This window comes from Coprococcus ammoniilyticus (assembly GCF_025567345.1).
Taxonomy (GTDB): domain Bacteria; phylum Bacillota; class Clostridia; order Lachnospirales; family Lachnospiraceae; genus Coprococcus; species Coprococcus ammoniilyticus.
In genome coordinates this window covers 260,321-276,219 of sequence record NZ_JAOQJS010000001.1, presented here as the reverse complement: position 1 = coordinate 276,219, position 15,899 = coordinate 260,321, and the positions used below count along the sequence as shown (strand labels likewise).

The 15,899-nt window shown below is 43.0% G+C and carries 18 protein-coding genes; 7 read left to right on the top strand and 11 right to left on the bottom strand.

Features of this window, described 5'->3' with window-relative positions:
- Window positions 1–7 precede the first annotated feature (7 nt).
- The 6 genes from hisS to OCV60_RS01115 all read left to right on the top strand — a co-directional run bounded on the left by hisS (window position 8) and on the right by OCV60_RS01115 (window position 7,071).
- Window positions 8–1,258 (top strand): histidine--tRNA ligase, encoded by a 1,251-nt coding sequence (gene hisS / locus OCV60_RS01140; RefSeq protein WP_021944334.1) that lies wholly within the window; start codon window positions 8–10, stop codon window positions 1,256–1,258.
- 23 nt (window positions 1,259–1,281) lie between these two features.
- Window positions 1,282–3,087 carry an aspartate--tRNA ligase gene (gene aspS, locus OCV60_RS01135; RefSeq protein ID WP_262529064.1) on the top strand — a complete coding sequence of 602 codons (1,806 nt, stop codon included), beginning with the start codon at window positions 1,282–1,284 and terminating at the stop codon, window positions 3,085–3,087.
- A 188-nt stretch (window positions 3,088–3,275) separates the two neighbouring features.
- Window positions 3,276–4,088 carry a hypothetical protein gene (locus OCV60_RS01130; protein WP_021944336.1) on the top strand — a complete coding sequence of 271 codons (813 nt, stop codon included), beginning with the start codon at window positions 3,276–3,278 and terminating at the stop codon, window positions 4,086–4,088.
- Between the two features lie 110 nt (window positions 4,089–4,198).
- The gene (locus OCV60_RS01125) at window positions 4,199–4,738 is read left to right on the top strand and encodes a DUF4342 domain-containing protein (RefSeq protein WP_173789091.1); all 540 of its coding nucleotides are present in this window, start codon (window positions 4,199–4,201) and stop codon (window positions 4,736–4,738) included.
- Between the two features lie 255 nt (window positions 4,739–4,993).
- Window positions 4,994–5,677, top strand: coding sequence for a response regulator transcription factor (locus OCV60_RS01120; RefSeq protein ID WP_021944338.1), 684 nt, complete (start codon window positions 4,994–4,996; stop codon window positions 5,675–5,677).
- Between the two features lie 95 nt (window positions 5,678–5,772).
- Window positions 5,773–7,071 (top strand): sensor histidine kinase, encoded by a 1,299-nt coding sequence (locus OCV60_RS01115; protein ID WP_117784614.1) that lies wholly within the window; start codon window positions 5,773–5,775, stop codon window positions 7,069–7,071.
- Between the two features lie 278 nt (window positions 7,072–7,349).
- On the opposite strand, the gene OCV60_RS01110 is transcribed toward OCV60_RS01115, so the two are convergent.
- The 7 genes from OCV60_RS01110 to OCV60_RS01080 all read right to left on the bottom strand — a co-directional run bounded on the left by OCV60_RS01110 (window position 7,350) and on the right by OCV60_RS01080 (window position 11,707).
- On the bottom strand, window positions 7,350–8,717 hold the full coding sequence (locus OCV60_RS01110; protein WP_262529062.1) for an MATE family efflux transporter: 1,368 nt from the start codon (window positions 8,715–8,717) through the stop codon (window positions 7,350–7,352).
- A 15-nt stretch (window positions 8,718–8,732) separates the two neighbouring features.
- Window positions 8,733–9,209, bottom strand: coding sequence for a dihydrofolate reductase (locus OCV60_RS01105; protein ID WP_262529061.1), 477 nt, complete (start codon window positions 9,207–9,209; stop codon window positions 8,733–8,735).
- A gap of 60 nt (window positions 9,210–9,269) precedes the next feature.
- Window positions 9,270–9,716 carry a YunG family protein gene (locus tag OCV60_RS01100; RefSeq protein WP_243104438.1) on the bottom strand — a complete coding sequence of 149 codons (447 nt, stop codon included), beginning with the start codon at window positions 9,714–9,716 and terminating at the stop codon, window positions 9,270–9,272.
- 67 nt (window positions 9,717–9,783) lie between these two features.
- A complete protein-coding gene (locus OCV60_RS01095; RefSeq protein ID WP_262529060.1) occupies window positions 9,784–10,335 on the bottom strand; it encodes a histidine phosphatase family protein in 552 nt (183 codons plus the stop codon).
- 34 nt (window positions 10,336–10,369) lie between these two features.
- The gene (locus tag OCV60_RS01090) at window positions 10,370–10,987 is read right to left on the bottom strand and encodes a flavodoxin family protein (protein WP_262529059.1); all 618 of its coding nucleotides are present in this window, start codon (window positions 10,985–10,987) and stop codon (window positions 10,370–10,372) included.
- Window positions 10,984–11,481, bottom strand: a complete 498-nt coding sequence (locus OCV60_RS01085) for a hypothetical protein (RefSeq protein ID WP_118675202.1) — start codon at window positions 11,479–11,481, stop codon at window positions 10,984–10,986. The genes OCV60_RS01090 and OCV60_RS01085 overlap by 4 nt, the downstream gene beginning before the upstream one ends.
- Window positions 11,482–11,488: 7 nt before the next feature.
- Window positions 11,489–11,707 (bottom strand): helix-turn-helix domain-containing protein, encoded by a 219-nt coding sequence (locus OCV60_RS01080; protein WP_118482885.1) that lies wholly within the window; start codon window positions 11,705–11,707, stop codon window positions 11,489–11,491.
- A gap of 87 nt (window positions 11,708–11,794) precedes the next feature.
- Here OCV60_RS01080 and OCV60_RS01075 point away from each other — a divergent pair, with 87 nt between their 5' ends.
- On the top strand, window positions 11,795–12,052 hold the full coding sequence (locus OCV60_RS01075) for a hypothetical protein (RefSeq protein ID WP_147352424.1): 258 nt from the start codon (window positions 11,795–11,797) through the stop codon (window positions 12,050–12,052).
- Here the strand turns inward: OCV60_RS01075 and rlmD are convergent.
- The 4 genes from rlmD to OCV60_RS01055 form a co-directional block, all read right to left on the bottom strand.
- Entirely contained in the window at window positions 12,016–13,467 is a 1,452-nt protein-coding gene (gene rlmD, locus OCV60_RS01070; protein ID WP_262529055.1) for a 23S rRNA (uracil(1939)-C(5))-methyltransferase RlmD, read from the bottom strand. The two genes, OCV60_RS01075 and rlmD, sit on opposite strands and share 37 nt — an antisense overlap.
- 19 nt (window positions 13,468–13,486) lie before the next feature.
- The gene (locus OCV60_RS01065) at window positions 13,487–14,428 is read right to left on the bottom strand and encodes a 3'-5' exoribonuclease YhaM family protein (protein WP_021944344.1); all 942 of its coding nucleotides are present in this window, start codon (window positions 14,426–14,428) and stop codon (window positions 13,487–13,489) included.
- A 16-nt stretch (window positions 14,429–14,444) separates the two neighbouring features.
- Entirely contained in the window at window positions 14,445–15,074 is a 630-nt protein-coding gene (upp, locus tag OCV60_RS01060; RefSeq protein WP_117807840.1) for a uracil phosphoribosyltransferase, read from the bottom strand.
- A gap of 206 nt (window positions 15,075–15,280) precedes the next feature.
- Complete coding sequence (locus OCV60_RS01055) at window positions 15,281–15,886, bottom strand: transglutaminase-like domain-containing protein (RefSeq protein ID WP_008401776.1); 606 nt, start codon at window positions 15,884–15,886, stop codon at window positions 15,281–15,283.
- Between the last annotated feature and the right edge of the window lie 13 nt (window positions 15,887–15,899).

The following is a 15,899-nucleotide window of genomic DNA, read 5'->3' as shown; positions in this document are numbered from 1 at the left end:
ATGGAATATGATAACCCAGGCACCAAGAGGAACCAGTGACTGGTTCGGTGACAAGATGAGAACACGTACACAGGTAGAAGCAATGGCGAGAAATCTGTGTGAGAAATTCAATATAAAGGAAGTAATCACACCTGTATTTGAACATACGGTGCTGTTCCAGCGTGGTGTTGGAGAGACAACCGATGTAGTACAGAAGGAAATGTACACCTTTGTTGATAAGGGTGGAAGAAGTATCACATTGAAGCCGGAAGGTACAGCAGGTGCGATCCGTGCTTATGTTGAGAATAAATTATATGCAGAACCACAGCCGGTCAAGATGTTCTATATTACACCGGCATTTCGTTATGAGAAGCCGGAAAGCGGACGACTTCGTCAGCATCATCAATTTGGTGTTGAGTTTGTCGGATCTCCAAATCCAATGGCAGAAGTAGAGGTTATGACACTGGTATCAACTCTCATCAAACAGATTGGTCTGTCAGATGCAAAGCTTCATATTAACAGTATCGGATGTCCAAAATGTAAGAAAGTGTACAATGATGCACTGATTTCTTATCTGAAAGGTCATGAAGAAGGACTCTGCAATACCTGTAAAGAGCGTATGGTTAAAAATCCGCTTCGTGTAATTGACTGTAAAGAGCCGGGTTGTAAGGCGATCGTAAAGGATGCTCCAAGAACAATTGATTATCTGTGTGAGGAATGCGATGCTCATTTCAAGGAGCTTCAGAGACTTCTGACAGAGCTTGAGATTCCATTTGAGGTTGACACCGGAATCGTTCGTGGCCTGGATTACTATACAAAGACAGTATTTGAATTCGTAAATAAAGAGGGCTTCACCTTATGCGGTGGGGGAAGATATGACAATCTGGTATATGAGATTGATGGAAAAGAGGCACAGCCATCTGTTGGATTCGGTATGGGAATTGAAAGAATCCTGTATTTCCTTGAGAAAGAAAATATCAATCTCGCGCCGGAAAAACCGATTGATTTATATGTCGGCATCATGGGTGATTCCGCAAAGGCAAAAGCGTACAAGCTGGTATATGATCTTCGTCTGGCCGGTTATATCGTAGAGACAGATTACATGAATCGAAGCGTAAAGGCGCAGATGAAATATGCAAATAAATTAAATGCGAGATACACGATCATTATTGGTGATAATGAATTAGAGACCAATACCGGTCGTATCAAGAATATGGAAACGGGCGAGCAGACCGAGATTGCGCTGGATCAGCTTGCAAGTGTATTAGAAGAAAGATAAGAACCATAGGAGGATATAGAAAAATGGCAGAATCAATGCAGGGATTGAAGCGTTCCCACAGATGTGCAGAGGTTTCAAACGCTCTTGAAGGACAGAAAGTAACCGTAATGGGCTGGGTTCAGAAGAGCAGAAATAAAGGTGGAATCATATTTGTCGATCTCAGAGACAGAAGCGGTATTCTTCAGATCATATTTGAGGAATCCAAATGCGGAAACGAGTGCTTTGAGAAAGCAACAAAGCTTAAGAGTGAGTTTGTAGCAGCGATCGAAGGTACCGTCTGCAAGCGTGCCGGTGCAGTAAATGAGAATCTGACAACCGGAGATATTGAAGTTGTGGCAACTTCCCTTCGTATCTTATCAGAGGCCGAGACACCTCCATTCCCGATCGAAGAGAACAGCAAGACAAAAGAAGAATTACGTTTGAAATACAGATATCTGGATCTGAGAAGACCGGATCTTCAGAGAAACCTGGTTATGAAGAGCAAGGTTATGACTATTGCCAGACAGTTCATGGCAAATGAAGGTTTCCTTGAGATTGAGACACCTATGTTATGTAAGTCAACACCGGAGGGCGCAAGAGATTATCTCGTACCAAGCCGTATCCATCCGGGTACATTCTATGCATTACCACAGTCTCCACAGATCTACAAGCAGCTTCTGATGTGCTCCGGTTATGACCGTTATTTCCAGATCGCAAGATGTTTCCGTGATGAGGATCTTCGTGCAGACAGACAGCCGGAGTTCACACAGATGGATATGGAGTTATCCTTCGTAGATGTGGATGACGTTATTGATGTAAATGAAAGACTTCTTGCAAAATTATTCAAGGAGATTCTGGATGTAGATGTAAAACTTCCAATCCGCCGTATGACATGGATCGAAGCAATGAACCGTTTCGGTTCTGATAAGCCTGATCTTCGTTTTGGTATGGAATTAAAGGATATCAGCGAAGTTGTTAAGGGCTGTGGATTCGGCGTATTTACAGGTGCACTTGAAAATGGCGGATCTGTCCGTGGTATCAATGCAAAGGGACAGGGAGCAATGCCTCGTAAGAAGATTGATGCTCTGGTTGAATTTGCAAAGACATACGGAGCAAAAGGTCTTGCATATATTGCCATTAATGAAGATGGCACTTACAAGTCATCTTTTGCAAAGTTTATGACTGAAGATGAGATGAACAATATCGTAGCAGCACTTTCCGGTGAACCGGGAGACTTGCTGTTATTTGCAGCAGATAAGAACAAGGTTGTATGGGATACACTTGGAGCACTCCGCTGCCACCTTGCAGACCAGATGGGACTGCTTGACAAGAATGTATTTGAATTCGTATGGATCACAGAATTTCCACTTCTTGAGTGGTCAGATGAACAGAACCGTTTCACAGCTATGCACCATCCATTTACTATGCCGATGGAAGAGGATCTGGCGATCATTGATACAGATCCGGGTAAGGTTCGTGCAAAGGCCTATGATATCGTATTAAATGGTAACGAGATTGGTGGTGGATCTGTCAGAATCCATCAGGATGATATTCAGGAGAAGATGTTTGAATGCCTTGGATTTACAAGGGAACAGGCGTATGAAAGATTTGGTTTCCTGTTAGACGCATTCAAATATGGAGTACCACCTCACGCAGGACTGGCTTATGGACTGGATCGTCTGGTCATGCTTATGGCAAAACAGGATTCTATCCGTGATGTGATCGCATTTCCTAAGGTAAAGGATGCATCCTGCCTGATGACAAATGCTCCGGACTATGTGGATGAGGCTCAGCTCAAAGAGCTTGGTATTGACATTACAGTTTTAGACGAACAGAAGACGGAAGAATAAAAAATAATGAAACTGCACACTGTATATCCTTATTGTGTGTAAGCAACGAACCAGAACCTGTGTTTGTACCGGGTTATGGTGACTGCCTGGGATATACGGGGTGCGGTTTTGTTTTATAATAGGGCGCATTGGTTAAAGATAAAGCGGATGGGTTCTGGTTTTGAAAGAAATGTGGAGGATAAATGATTATGAAAAGAGGACATTGTATTCTGGCGGCAGGTTTGTGTATTCTGGCAGGGCTTGTATCCGGATGCGGAGATAAAAAGCAGCAGACCTCCGAAGAGATAACAACGGCAGAGGATGGAACGGTTGCAGTAGAAGTGCTGGATAATGATCAGATTGCACTGGTATATAATGGATATGATCCGGAAGTTCATGGAATGATGTTTACGATTACAAATAAATCGGATGATCAGATGGTAAATGTGTATTTCAGTGATGTAGTGGTTGATGGAGAGACGCTTCAGCCAATGTTTGGACTGGATGTGGAAGCACAGACAAGTGAGGATCAGATTTGTCTGGTGGATTGTGATGCAGCGCCGGCTGCTTTGACTGGTATTGTATGTGTGGATGACATGGAAGGTTATACGATCGGTACATATGAGATCGATGACGTTGCCCTTTCAAATGAAAAAGATGATACAAAGGAATATACCGTAAAAGAGGGAGCTGTAACGATTCTTGATAATGACAAGGTTACAGTATCTTATATTGGAATTGAGAATGACAGTGATGGCGATGACGCAGAACAGGTACTGGCATTTGAGGTTTACAATAAAACGGATAAAAAGATACAGGCAACATTTGACACAGTTCTTGTAAATGGAAAAGAAGAGGAAATTTCTTATGTGGCAGATGCAATGGGGCATACATATGCAACCTTATTCTGTGACGTGTCCGACGTGAAAGCAATGACAACGCTGACTGGTGAATTTACTGTTTATGATGAAGATGATGAGTTGATCGGGAGCTATTCGATCGAGAAAGCTGCATTGAAATAGAAGGTTAGTTTATTAATCTGATTTTAATCTTTCTCCTATTTTAGATTAATTCGTGGCTGGTATAGTAATACCATCAGCTGAGGAGAGAATAGAGAAAGAAGGAAAAAGATATGGATAATTTAGAAAAAGTAGAGAAGTTAAGAGAAAAAACAGGTGTCAGCTATGAAGAAGCCAAGGCAGCTTTGGAAGCAACGAATTATGATGTGTTGGATGCGATCATTTATCTGGAAAAGAACGGTAAGGTAAAAGCACCGGAGGTTACCAGTTACACGACGGAACAGGCACAGCAGACATCAACAGAATTTGAACAGGCACAGCAGGAATATACCAGAGACTGCAATAAAAAGACCTTTGGTCAGATGATGGATCAGTTTTTTTCCTGGTGTGGAAAACTTTTAAAGAAAAGCGTGGATTCCAAGTTCATCATAGAAAGACGCGGCAGCACTATGGTGAATGTACCTGTTCTGGTATTGATACTTGCGATCGTCTTCGCATTCTGGATTACGATTCCATTATTAGTGGTCGGTTTATTCTGTGAATGCAGATACCATTTCGCAGGAATCGACAATATCAATGTAGACTTGAACAGTGCCTGCGACAAGGTTGCGGATACGGTAGAAACTATTAAGACAGACATTAACAAGAACTAATGTGAGAGATTAATTTACAATACACAGATTTATTTTAAGGGACATGAAACGAAAATACATTGTCCATGTTCTGATATACTATTATGCAGCAAGCCTTTGCGAATGTCGGTACTTAGCGATCCACGGAGTGGAGCGGTTAGAACCGCTACATGAGCAACAGAGCGAGAGCGTCTTGCGGAATAATAGTATGTCAGAATATGGACATAGGTACTCAAGATACTCCCTTAAAATAAATCGTCACAACAAGGAGTAGAGATGAGCCGGAAGATTTTGATTGTAGAGGATGAAGAAAAGATTGCCAGATTTGTAGAGCTGGAATTGGTTCATGAAGGCTATGAAGTAATAAAGGCATTTGACGGGCGGACAGGTCTGGATCTGGCATTATCAGAACATGCTGACCTGATCGTGCTGGATGTTATGCTTCCAAGGCTAAATGGTCTGGAGGTTCTTCGCCGTATTCGTAAAGAAGGAAATACTGTACCGATCCTGCTGCTTACTGCAAGGGATGCGGTAATGGACAAGGTGTCCGGGCTGGATGCGGGAGCGGATGATTACATTACAAAGCCATTTGCGATCGAAGAACTTCTGGCTCGTATCCGTGTAGCGCTGAAGCGGAAAAGCACAGACCGGCAGGAGACACATAAGCTAGAGATCCATGGAGTCAGCCTGGATACTGACCGGCACGAGGTTATGGTGGCGGGAGAACCGGTGGAGCTTACCAATCGGGAATTTGAACTGCTGCATACGCTGATGGAGAATAAGAATATCGTCATGGATCGGGAAAAGCTGATGAATATTGTCTGTGGGTATGAGTATGTCGGTGAGACAAATATCATAGATGTATATATCCGGTATCTGCGTACGAAGATCGATGACCGGTTCGGTATCAAGCTGATCACAACGGTACGAGGCGTAGGCTATGTGATCAGGGAATCATAGGAAGGTGTAACGGGATAGAGTATACAGTCTGATGATAAGGGTAGATGCAGAAACAAGAGCAAGATTGAAAGAATGTATAAGAAGAGGTATCACGGATGAATGAAAATAAGAGGATGACCTCGATCGCCAGAAAAATAAATATCAGCTTCTGGCTGAAGGAAGTAGGCAATGTAATAGGAATCAATATTATCATTGCCTTTCTTATTATGGGAACCTGGATGTACTGGTGTACCACAAAGCTTCCGGATCAGGTAACAGGTGAGCATTATTATTTTAATGTCAATCAAGAAAAGCATACACTGGAATATGTGATCGATGGAAATGACCGGAAATCATATGCATATGATTTCCGGGATGTAAGGGATCTGGTAGCTGTACCGGGAATCATACTGTTATCGGCAGAAGGATTTGTGTTGTTTTTTGCGTTATTCCGGACTTCTGTTGTCAGAAGAAAGCTGAAGCCGTTAAATGATCTGGCGGTAAAGGCAGAACAGATCAGTAAGATGTCATTTGAGCAAAATGGTATGGAGGATCAGAAGAAACGTTCCGATAAGAAGTCTGCAAAGACGTTTGACCAGAATCAGATGGATCATCTGGAACAGGCAATATCACATATTTCTCCGGATGATGCCGAACAGGGAGTCCATACCGGAGACAAGGAATTGAAAAGTATTGAGATCGCGTTGAATAACCTGCTTCGGAATATGAAGGAAAACGAAAGGCGGCAGGTACGGTTTGTATCGGATGCATCACATGAGCTTCGGACACCTATTGCTGTGATCCAGGGATACGTGAATATGCTGGATCGATGGGGAAAAGAGGATGAAAAGGTTCTGACAGAATCCATCGAAGCCCTTAAGAATGAGTCTCAGCACATGAAGGAGCTGGTAGAACAGCTTCTGTTCCTTGCGCGGGGTGACAGCGGAAGAAATACTCTGAATAAAGTGAAACTGGATCTGAATCAGATGGTCAGTGAGGTCTGGGAGGAATCCCAGATGATCGATGAGAAGCACCGCTATCTGTTCCGTGGAACAGATCCTGCATATATGACAGGTGATATAGCCATGATCAAACAGTCCATCCGGATCTTTGTACAGAATGCGGCAAAGTATTCTTCGGATGGTGCGGATATTACATTAGGAGTTATGCTGGAATCCGGTTATGTCAGTTATATGATCCAGGATGAGGGCATCGGAATGGAATCGTCAGATGTCGTTCATATCTTTGAACGATTCTACCGATCGGACGAAGCGAGAAACGGCGAGACCGGCGGTTCCGGCCTGGGACTTTCCATAGCCAAATGGATCGTCGATGCTCACTCCGGCACGATTCAGGTTGTATCCCGTCCGGAGATCGGCACCCGTTTTATTGTCCGTTTCCCGATGTGTGAGTAAAAAAGAGGTTGTTGATGATTCTTGTGTTATTTATAGTTGTGATATTTTGGCTCTGCTGGTATGGATATATACATAAGACATCAGTGAAGTTTTCGTTGTGAGGTTTGCACTAGCTGTCAGCACCAAGCCCATGTCTGAACCCGTAAGGGTGAGTTTGGGCGACTGCTGGCAATAAGCGTGCAAATCCGAGCAGAAAACGGAACGGTCTTTGTATATGTCCATACCAGCAGAGCCAAAATATCATGGCAAAAAGTAGAGGTTGAACAACAACAACCTCTTTAGCGGAAAGGTCTGGTGCGAAATTCATTCCAGACCATGAAAATGGCGACCACTCCGGCAAGTCCATCGGCGATAGGGCCGGAATACATAATGCCATCAATGCCCATAAATAGCGGCAGAATAATTAATAATGGGAGAAGGAACAGGATCTGTCTGGTTAATGACAGGAATGTTCCTTTTTTCGGTTTGCCGATCGATGTAAAGAAGTTCGAAGTGATCGGCTGCATAAAGTTTATAAACGTAAAGAACAGAAAAATACGAAAATAGCTGATCGAAAACTGGAAGTAGCTTTCGGAGCCATTTCCGAAAATGGATATGATCTGCCTTGGCACAAACTGGAACAACAGAAATGCAATGAGCGCGATCACAAATCCACAGGTAGAGGCGAACAGATAGGCAGACTTTACCCGTTTGTATTTTTCTGCGCCATAGTTATAGCTGGTGATTGGCTGTAAGCCTTGTGATATACCGATGATCAGGGATAGGAATACCTGGTTTACTTTTGTGATGATTCCGGCACAGGCGATAGGGATTGCTTCGCCATAGATAGAAAGGGAGCCATAGTATTTGAGAGATTTGTTCATAATGATCTGTACGATCATCATGGCAAGCTGGTTGCTGCAAGGAGCAGTACCAAGGGATGAGACTCTCGCTATGATCGATCTGCTGATGCGGAGATGTTCTTTTCTTATCGTTACAGTCTTGCAGTGGGATAAAAACCAGATGACAAGACCGGCGGAGATTACCTGACCGATAACGGTTGCGATGGCTGCACCTGCCATACCCATCTGGAGAACGGATACAAACAGTGCATCTAAGATCGTATTGATCACGGCTCCGGTGAGGTTACAGATCATGCTGATCTTCGGTCTCCCATCAGCCCGGATCAGATGACCGCTTCCGGTTGTGAGGATCAGAAAAGGAAATCCGATTGCAACAATGCCTGTGTAAGTTTTTGCATAGGAAAGTACATTGTCGGGAGATCCAAAGAAGTGGAGCAGAGGCTCTAAGAACAGCAGGGTGATCGTGGTTAAAATTACACCACAGCCAAAGAGCATGACAGCGGAATTGCCGATATAATAAACTGCTTTTTCCTTTTCTCCTTTTCCCATAGCCAGATTAAAAGCAGATGCGCCGCCGATGCCGAACAGCAGAGCGATCGCGATACAGGATATGGAAAGTGGAAATGAAATATTGGTCGCAGCATTACCAAGTTCGCCGACATTTCGCCCAATGAAAAACTGGTCAACAATGTTATAAAGAGAGCTAACCAGCATGGCTACTATACTTGGAATGGCAAATTGCATTAATAATTTTTTTACGGGTTGAGTGCCGAGAGGATTTTCATTCGTTGTCTGTGTATTCATGTGAGTTGTCCTTGTTTACAGTTTCTTGCGGGTGTAGGTTGTGCGGGTAAATGTAATGTCGTCACCACCGGATTCGCCGGTTGTAATATCGAATTCATCTGCATTGAATTCAGGGAAGAAGACATCTCCGTCTTCAACGACAGTATCAACTTCTGTGATATACATCGTATCAACCAGTGGAAGTGCCTCTTTGAACAGCCCATATCCACCGGAGATATAGACATTTCCCTCTTTTACAGCATCAAGAGCTTCCTGTAAGGAATGAACGGTAAGCAGGTTTTCACCGGAGTAATTGGCAGTATTTGATACAACGATATTCATTCGGTTCGGGAGAGGATGTCCGATCTCTTCATATGACTTACGTCCCATAACCACAGTATTCCCTGTTGTCAGTTCTTTAAACTGTTTCTGTTCTCCTTTGATCCGCCATGGGATCTGTCCATTTTTTCCAATTACATTATTTTTTGAACGTGCGACGATTAATCCTATCATAGTATGGGTTCCTTTCTCAGATGTCATATTTATTTTTCAGCATACCTGATCTTACGAAAATCAGCAAGTGGATTGCTGGTTTAAGCATGCCAGTTGTTGTTTCAGATATTCATATCTTAAACGTTTTTCTTCTTTTGCAAAATGTACTTCACGGAACTGCTCAGGATTGTTCTTATAAGAAAGAGTCTCATCACCAAACTGTTCACTGGTCAGGTCAAATATATGACCGTTGACATCGTTATAGCAATGATAGTTTCCGCCGGGACGCAGGATGCCATACACCTTGCCGCCAAAGATGTCCTGAACCAGAAATGCTGTGATAGAACACTGCCCCAAAGTTTTATTCTCCGGTGTCCAGCCATCACGCAGTCTTGGTGCGCAAGTATCAGCGCACCAGATATCAGATAATCTGTCATACAGATCCTGTGGTGTATGGATTCCTTTATACTTGTTTGTTATGGCAGGAACGGTTGCCTGTTCCCAACCATAGAAGTTGTAGGTCTTCATTTTCAAATATCTCCTCATTTGCTATTGAATGAAATGTGTTGCTTTTGTTTGGATTTATAAATGATATTTATAGTATGCGTTTCAGTTTGCAGTTCTCGATTCCTGCGCTCCAGAATTCTGACAGCGGGATCCCTTTGACCTGACAGATGATACTGGAATTCATAGCTCCATGTCCGACAATCAGGACATCTTTTCCTTCGTCTAATTGTGGTTTTACAACCTCTTTCAGGAATTCTCCTGTTCTCGCAAATAGCTGTTCAAAGCTTTCTCCACCATCCTTTGGAACTTTATAGTTTGCCGGATCAAGAAAGAGATCTTTTATTGGACAGCCGGGAGTAGTTATGCAGTTTGCGGTTCCTTCATAGTTGCCAAAACTCATTTCTTTTAACCGGTCGTCCGTTATGATCGGAATGTTCCGCCCTTTTAATACGATCTCGGCTGTTTCCTTTGCTCGGATAAGGGGAGAGCAGTAGCAGATATCAAAATGGATATCGGCATATTCTGTTCTGGCATGCTCCGCCATCTGCCGTCCTTCTTCATTTAGCGGAATATCGGTTCTTCCCTGCAATCGCCGTGCATTGTTCCAGTCTGTTTTTCCATGTCTCATAATGTATAACATAGTTTATCAGTTCTCCTTCTGGTATGCTATTATTTTATCGAATGAAATGTGTCCATGCATGTTCCTCAGTCTTTGGAAGTCCGAATTGTTCTTTTCCGAGAGCAATGCTTTTCATAAGAAATGCCATATTCCGTGCAAGGACACGCATAGTCTGTTTTCCTTCTTCATCTCGGCTGGCTTCTCCCTGCGCACGGCCATGAATAGAGTTCCAATATTGACTGGATGCGATCGGCATATTTGTTATTGTAAAATATTTGTTGAGCTCATCAAAGGTTGCAGAACAGCCACCGCGTCTTGCACAGACAACGCTGGCACCAACCTTCATAGTTTTGTCAAAATGTGTGCTGTAAAACAATCGGTCAAGAACAGCGATCAGGGTTGCATTTGCAGATGCAAAATAGACAGGACTGGCAATTACAAGACCATCAGCTTTTTCAAATTTAGAAGCCAGTTCATTTACAATATCGTCAAAGACACATTTGCCAAGCTCGGCGCATCGCCCGCAGGCGATACATCCACGCACGTCTTTATTTCCGACCTGTATGATCTCAGTGTTTACTCCTTCTTCGTCAAATGCTTTTCGCATTTCTTCTAATGCAATGGTGGTATTTCCATTGATTCTTGGACTTCCGTTTATCATTAATACATTCATGATTTTTCCTCTTTTCTATTTGATAATTCTTTTTCGTACTTAATAAATTCAACAATAAGGATAATGGAATGTAATATTAATTCACCTATTAATATCCAAAAAAATACATAAAATGTAAAATCCGCGTCACCTTTTGGAAAGCACCAGTTATTTGGATTATCCTTATCTACAATAATATTCATTTTGCTGTATATGTAGTATGAGGAATCGCTGGTGAACTTTTTTTCATATTTTTTGTCATTGTATGTATAGTTTATTTTGATATGGTATATGGTCTCGCCGTATGTAGTCGGATTATCATAATCCGGGGAAGATCTAAGGACATATTCTGAGTTGCAATCTTCTACGGTAGCTGCGATTTTGGCACCATTGGCTTTTATCTTTATAACCTGCTGGGCATCTTTATAAAAGACACCACAAAAGAATAGCAGAAGAACGGTAGTGGCGAGCATCAGGATTGCAGTTTCCTGAATGTTTTTCTTTTTATCTGTCATATGAATTCTAATTTTTTACATCCCCTTTTTCTTTTGCAATGTTTTCCATGCGGATATAATAAGCTAAAAGGCGGAGAACATAGTCTGGTGCATTGCGCGTTCCTCTTTCCCATTCCGTAACGGTTCTGTATGGGATATTAAAACATTCACAAAACTCTTTGCGGTTCATTCCGGTAGATTCCCGGAGTTTTTTTATCTCAATCTGACATTCGGTTAGTTGCTCCATTCCGTGCCACCTCCTGTTTGCATTTTTATCATTATAGCACAAAATAAAGATTACACAATGTGTAATATGATGGTGAGATGATCGCATTTGCTTGAAAGAGTAAATGCTACTGGATTTAGTATAACCTTAATGGAGTATATTAAGCAGGATGGAATGGTAATTGGTGTGAGTACTGGAAGCCTTCTTTTCTCAAATAATTTGGTAGGAAATTTAGGGCTCATAAATACAAGATTAGATGTGCATTGTCCGAATGGAGAAGAGAGAGGTAAGGGAGAATATCCGCTAAAGGAGGTTCTGCTCTCACTTCGCTATGCTCGTGACAGCAGAACTACGGACTCAACATGACCGGTATGGCCAAATTGGTCGACGACAGCGACTTTTTCGAGGTGGTAGCCGGCGGGAGTGAGGATGGCGATGTCACGGGCAAGGGTTGCGGGATCGCAGCTTACATAGACAAGCCGTTTTGGATTCATCCGGATCAGGGTGTCAAGGAGTACCTTGTCACAGCCTTTTCTTGGTGGATCGACAACGACGACATCTGCCTGGGAACCATCGCCGCCTTTTTCGTAAATGGCAGGAACGACTTCCTCCGCTTTTCCGGTAAAGAATTCGACGTTGTGGATATCGTTAAGTTCCGCATTTTTACGGGCATCCAAGATTGCCTGAGGAACGATCTCCACACCGTATACCTGTTTTGCTTTCTGAGCAAGGAACAGGGAGATGGTTCCGATGCCGCAGTACATATCCCAGACGGTTTCCTCGCCGTTCAGATCTGCATATTCCAATGCTTTTTCATAAAGTACCTTAGTCTGCACAGGGTTTACCTGATAGAAGGACAGAGGTGAGATCCGGTATTTTACATTGCCGATATAATCTGTGATGTATGGACTGCCCCACAGTGTTTTGCAGGTTGGTCCAAGAATCTTATTTGTTTTTTCTGTATTGATGTTCAGGCAGATTGAAGTCATTCCGGAAATTTTTGTCAGATGGGAGATGAGTTCATCTGTATGAGGTAGTTTTTTTCCATTTACGATGAGACAGACCATAACTTCGCCGGTTGTAAACCCGACACGGGTCAGAATATGACGTACCAGACCCTGTCCGGTTGTTTCGTTATAAGTGGAAATGTTATATTCCGTGAGAAATGCGCGGATGATCGGCAGAATCTGATCATTTACTTCTGCACCGATCGCACAGGTATCGGAATCGATGATCGAATGGGTTCTGCCGGCATAGAAGCCGATCACGATATTGCCGTTTTTATCTCTGCCAACCGGAAACTGTGCTTTATTTCGATAGTGGTATGGTTCTTTCATACCATAGATCGGTTCCATCAGAGTATCGGGATTCTCAATCTTGCCGATCCGGCGCAGACATTCTCTTACCTTGTTCCATTTGTATTCCAGCTGCTTCTCATAGGAAATGTGCTGAAGACTGCATCCGCCACAGCTCTTTGCGACCGGGCAGACCGGAGTTACGCGGTAAGGGGATGGTGTGATCAGGCGAACCAGCCGTCCGTAGGCGATCGATTTTTTTGCTTTCATGATCGAGATCTCGGCTACGTCACCGATCACTGTATCTTTGACAAATACAGTGATATTCTGCACGTTATTTCCATCTTCGGATGAAGCTTTCGTGGAAATGTCTGTGCCTGTTTTGTTATTTGCTACATCAGAAAGAGAGAGATGGCCGATGCCTTCTCCCTCATTTCCCATGTCCGTTATTTCTATTGTATATATACTGTTCTTTTTAAGTTCCATAAAATAAATATCGTATCCTTTATTTTGTAGATCTGCGGATATTACTTTCTATCATTTTATTGTAACCAAGCCAGCCGGTCTCGTCCTTGCTGTCTAATGCTTCCATGAATGTCTGGATCTTGGCATCTGTATTATCGGCAAATGATAATGCAAGTGCTTCGATCAGGGCAGGCTTCTTTGGAGAGCCGTATTCCAGTTCGCCGTGGTGGGCGAGGATACAGTGCTCCAGTTCGTTTGCTTCCTTTGCAGGAAATTCCGGAACAGAATCACGAATCTTGTCGCGGATCATCATAGTACCCATTACGATGTGACCAAGTAACTGACCGGAATCTGTGTAATCGTTTTCCGGGAATGTTGAAAGCTCATAGACCTTGCCGATGTCATGAAGCATGGCAGCAGTCAGGAGCAGGTCACGATTTAAGATCGGGTAGTATGTAGTGTAGTAGTCACACATGCTGGTAACTGCCAGAGTGTGCTCTAACAGACCACCGACAAATCCATGATGAATGGATTTGGCAGCCGAATGCTTTTTGAATTCTTTTGCAAGAGCTTTGTCCTCTACAAAGAAGCTTTCCAGAAGCTTTTTGTAGTAAGGCTTTTCGATCGTTGCGATAATGCCAAGCAGCTTGTCAAACATTTCGTCGACATTTTTTTTCGTGCATGGCATATAGTCGTTGATATCGTATTCCCCTTCTTCAGCGATACGGATCTTCTTAATTGTCAACTGGAGAGTGTTGTTAAATGAGGTAACCTGGCCGTCAACCTTAACATAGTTCATGGATTCAAAATGTCCAATTCCGCTGTTCAGTTCCCAGATCTTACCATCCATTGTTCCGCTGGCATCTACCAGTTGCAGAGAATAGTAGGATTTACCTGATTTTGTCTTTCCTGTGATCTTGTTTTTGCAGAGGTAAACCTCTGAAACCATTTCGCCTTCGCGAAGCTCGTGTATATATCTCATAATGTAAGCCTTCCTGTTATTTTGTTCCGAAAATTCTGTCGCCGGCATCACCGAGACCCGGGCAGATGTAAGCATTTTCATTTAAGCATCTGTCAAGCTGACCAACATAGATCTGGATGTCCGGGTGATCCTTCTGAAGTCTTTCCAGACCTTCGGGAGCAGCGATGATACACATGAATTTGATATTCTTGCCGCCGTGCTGTTTGATAAATGAAACAGCTTCGGAACCGGAACCGCCGGTTGCTAACATTGGATCAACAACAAGGATTGTTCTCTGCTCGATCGGATCCGGCAGTTTACAGTAATACTCATGCGGCTCGTGTGTTTCCGGGTCTCTGTAGAGCCCGATGTGTCCAACCTTTGCTGATGGAACCAGAGCAAGGATGCCGCTTACCATGCCAAGACCGGCACGGAGGATCGGTACAACTGCCATCTTTTTGCCTGCGATCATAGGAGATTTGCAGGTTTCGATCGGAGTCTTGATCTCTACATCTTCTGTAGGCAGATCACGAAGTGCTTCGTAGCCCATAAGCATAGCGATTTCTTCTACAAGTGTACGGAATTCATTTGTTCCGGTGTTCTCGTTTCTTAACATTGATATTTTGTGTTTGATCAAAGGATGATTCATAATTGTGACATTACTCATATCGGTAACCCCTTTTCGTAAAATTTTTAACTGTGTATAATTCTACCATAAGACAACAGGAAATTAAACCCTGCGATACCGGAAAAATCAACGGAAATCATTTCAGACAGACATAAAAAATCATCGACCGCGCCAACAGAACAGTTTTTAGAATGATTAGGAAAAACTGTCAGTCGGCAGGACCGATGATTTTGTAAAATATAATATTAATCGTTGTAGTCCGGCAGATCGTTATAGTACATTTTGATCGCATTTGTGCTCTTTTCCAGAACTGCCATTGTCGATGGAAGAGGAACCGCGATCAGATCGTCGAATTCAAATTCACCAAGCTCCGGTCGGATCTCATATCCAAGATTTCGTTCGTTGATCGAGAAATCAGCTTGAAACTGGTAATTGTTTCCTCTGGCGTCCAAGCGGATCCATTTCTTGACATCCGGTTCAAATACTGCATTCAGTGCATGAAGTGCCAGCTTGTTATCATATGTGAACCGTTTGATCCTCTGGTAGCAGAATCCGGTGTAAATACCATTTGCACGCATCAGTGCGGCTAACAGATTTGCCTTTGAATAGCTGATACCGGTTTTCTTTTCCAGAACATCTGATGCAGAGATCGTGATCGTGGAATCTTTGGCGTCCCAGGTGTGATCAATTTCATCTCTGACAAAATAATATATGGTTTCTATTTTTTCGTAAACAGATCTGCAGTTTTTGGTAAGATCCATAGCCTTCTCCATAACCATGGGATTGTCGAAATCGACATATTTATCATACTGTAGATATGCTGCATCCCTATTTCTCTGTATTAGCTTCATGTTTACCTCCCAA

Excerpts from the sequence above, each read along its gene's own strand:
- hisS (WP_021944334.1), top strand. The coding sequence starts at position 8 with ATGATAACCCAGGCACCAAGAGGAACCAGTGACTGGTTCGGTGACAAG.
- aspS (WP_262529064.1), top strand. The coding sequence starts at position 1,282 with ATGGCAGAATCAATGCAGGGATTGAAGCGTTCCCACAGATGTGCAGAG.
- OCV60_RS01130 (WP_021944336.1), top strand. The coding sequence starts at position 3,276 with ATGAAAAGAGGACATTGTATTCTGGCGGCAGGTTTGTGTATTCTGGCA.
- OCV60_RS01125 (WP_173789091.1), top strand. The coding sequence starts at position 4,199 with ATGGATAATTTAGAAAAAGTAGAGAAGTTAAGAGAAAAAACAGGTGTC.
- OCV60_RS01120 (WP_021944338.1), top strand. The coding sequence starts at position 4,994 with ATGAGCCGGAAGATTTTGATTGTAGAGGATGAAGAAAAGATTGCCAGA.
- OCV60_RS01115 (WP_117784614.1), top strand. The coding sequence starts at position 5,773 with ATGAATGAAAATAAGAGGATGACCTCGATCGCCAGAAAAATAAATATC.
- OCV60_RS01110 (WP_262529062.1), bottom strand. The coding sequence starts at position 8,717 with ATGAATACACAGACAACGAATGAAAATCCTCTCGGCACTCAACCCGTA.
- OCV60_RS01105 (WP_262529061.1), bottom strand. The coding sequence starts at position 9,209 with ATGATAGGATTAATCGTCGCACGTTCAAAAAATAATGTAATTGGAAAA.
- OCV60_RS01100 (WP_243104438.1), bottom strand. The coding sequence starts at position 9,716 with ATGAAGACCTACAACTTCTATGGTTGGGAACAGGCAACCGTTCCTGCC.
- OCV60_RS01095 (WP_262529060.1), bottom strand. The coding sequence starts at position 10,335 with ATGTTATACATTATGAGACATGGAAAAACAGACTGGAACAATGCACGG.
- OCV60_RS01090 (WP_262529059.1), bottom strand. The coding sequence starts at position 10,987 with ATGAATGTATTAATGATAAACGGAAGTCCAAGAATCAATGGAAATACC.
- OCV60_RS01085 (WP_118675202.1), bottom strand. The coding sequence starts at position 11,481 with ATGACAGATAAAAAGAAAAACATTCAGGAAACTGCAATCCTGATGCTC.
- OCV60_RS01080 (WP_118482885.1), bottom strand. The coding sequence starts at position 11,707 with ATGGAGCAACTAACCGAATGTCAGATTGAGATAAAAAAACTCCGGGAA.
- rlmD (WP_262529055.1), bottom strand. The coding sequence starts at position 13,467 with ATGGAACTTAAAAAGAACAGTATATATACAATAGAAATAACGGACATG.
- OCV60_RS01065 (WP_021944344.1), bottom strand. The coding sequence starts at position 14,428 with ATGAGATATATACACGAGCTTCGCGAAGGCGAAATGGTTTCAGAGGTT.
- upp (WP_117807840.1), bottom strand. The coding sequence starts at position 15,074 with ATGAGTAATGTCACAATTATGAATCATCCTTTGATCAAACACAAAATA.
- OCV60_RS01055 (WP_008401776.1), bottom strand. The coding sequence starts at position 15,886 with ATGAAGCTAATACAGAGAAATAGGGATGCAGCATATCTACAGTATGAT.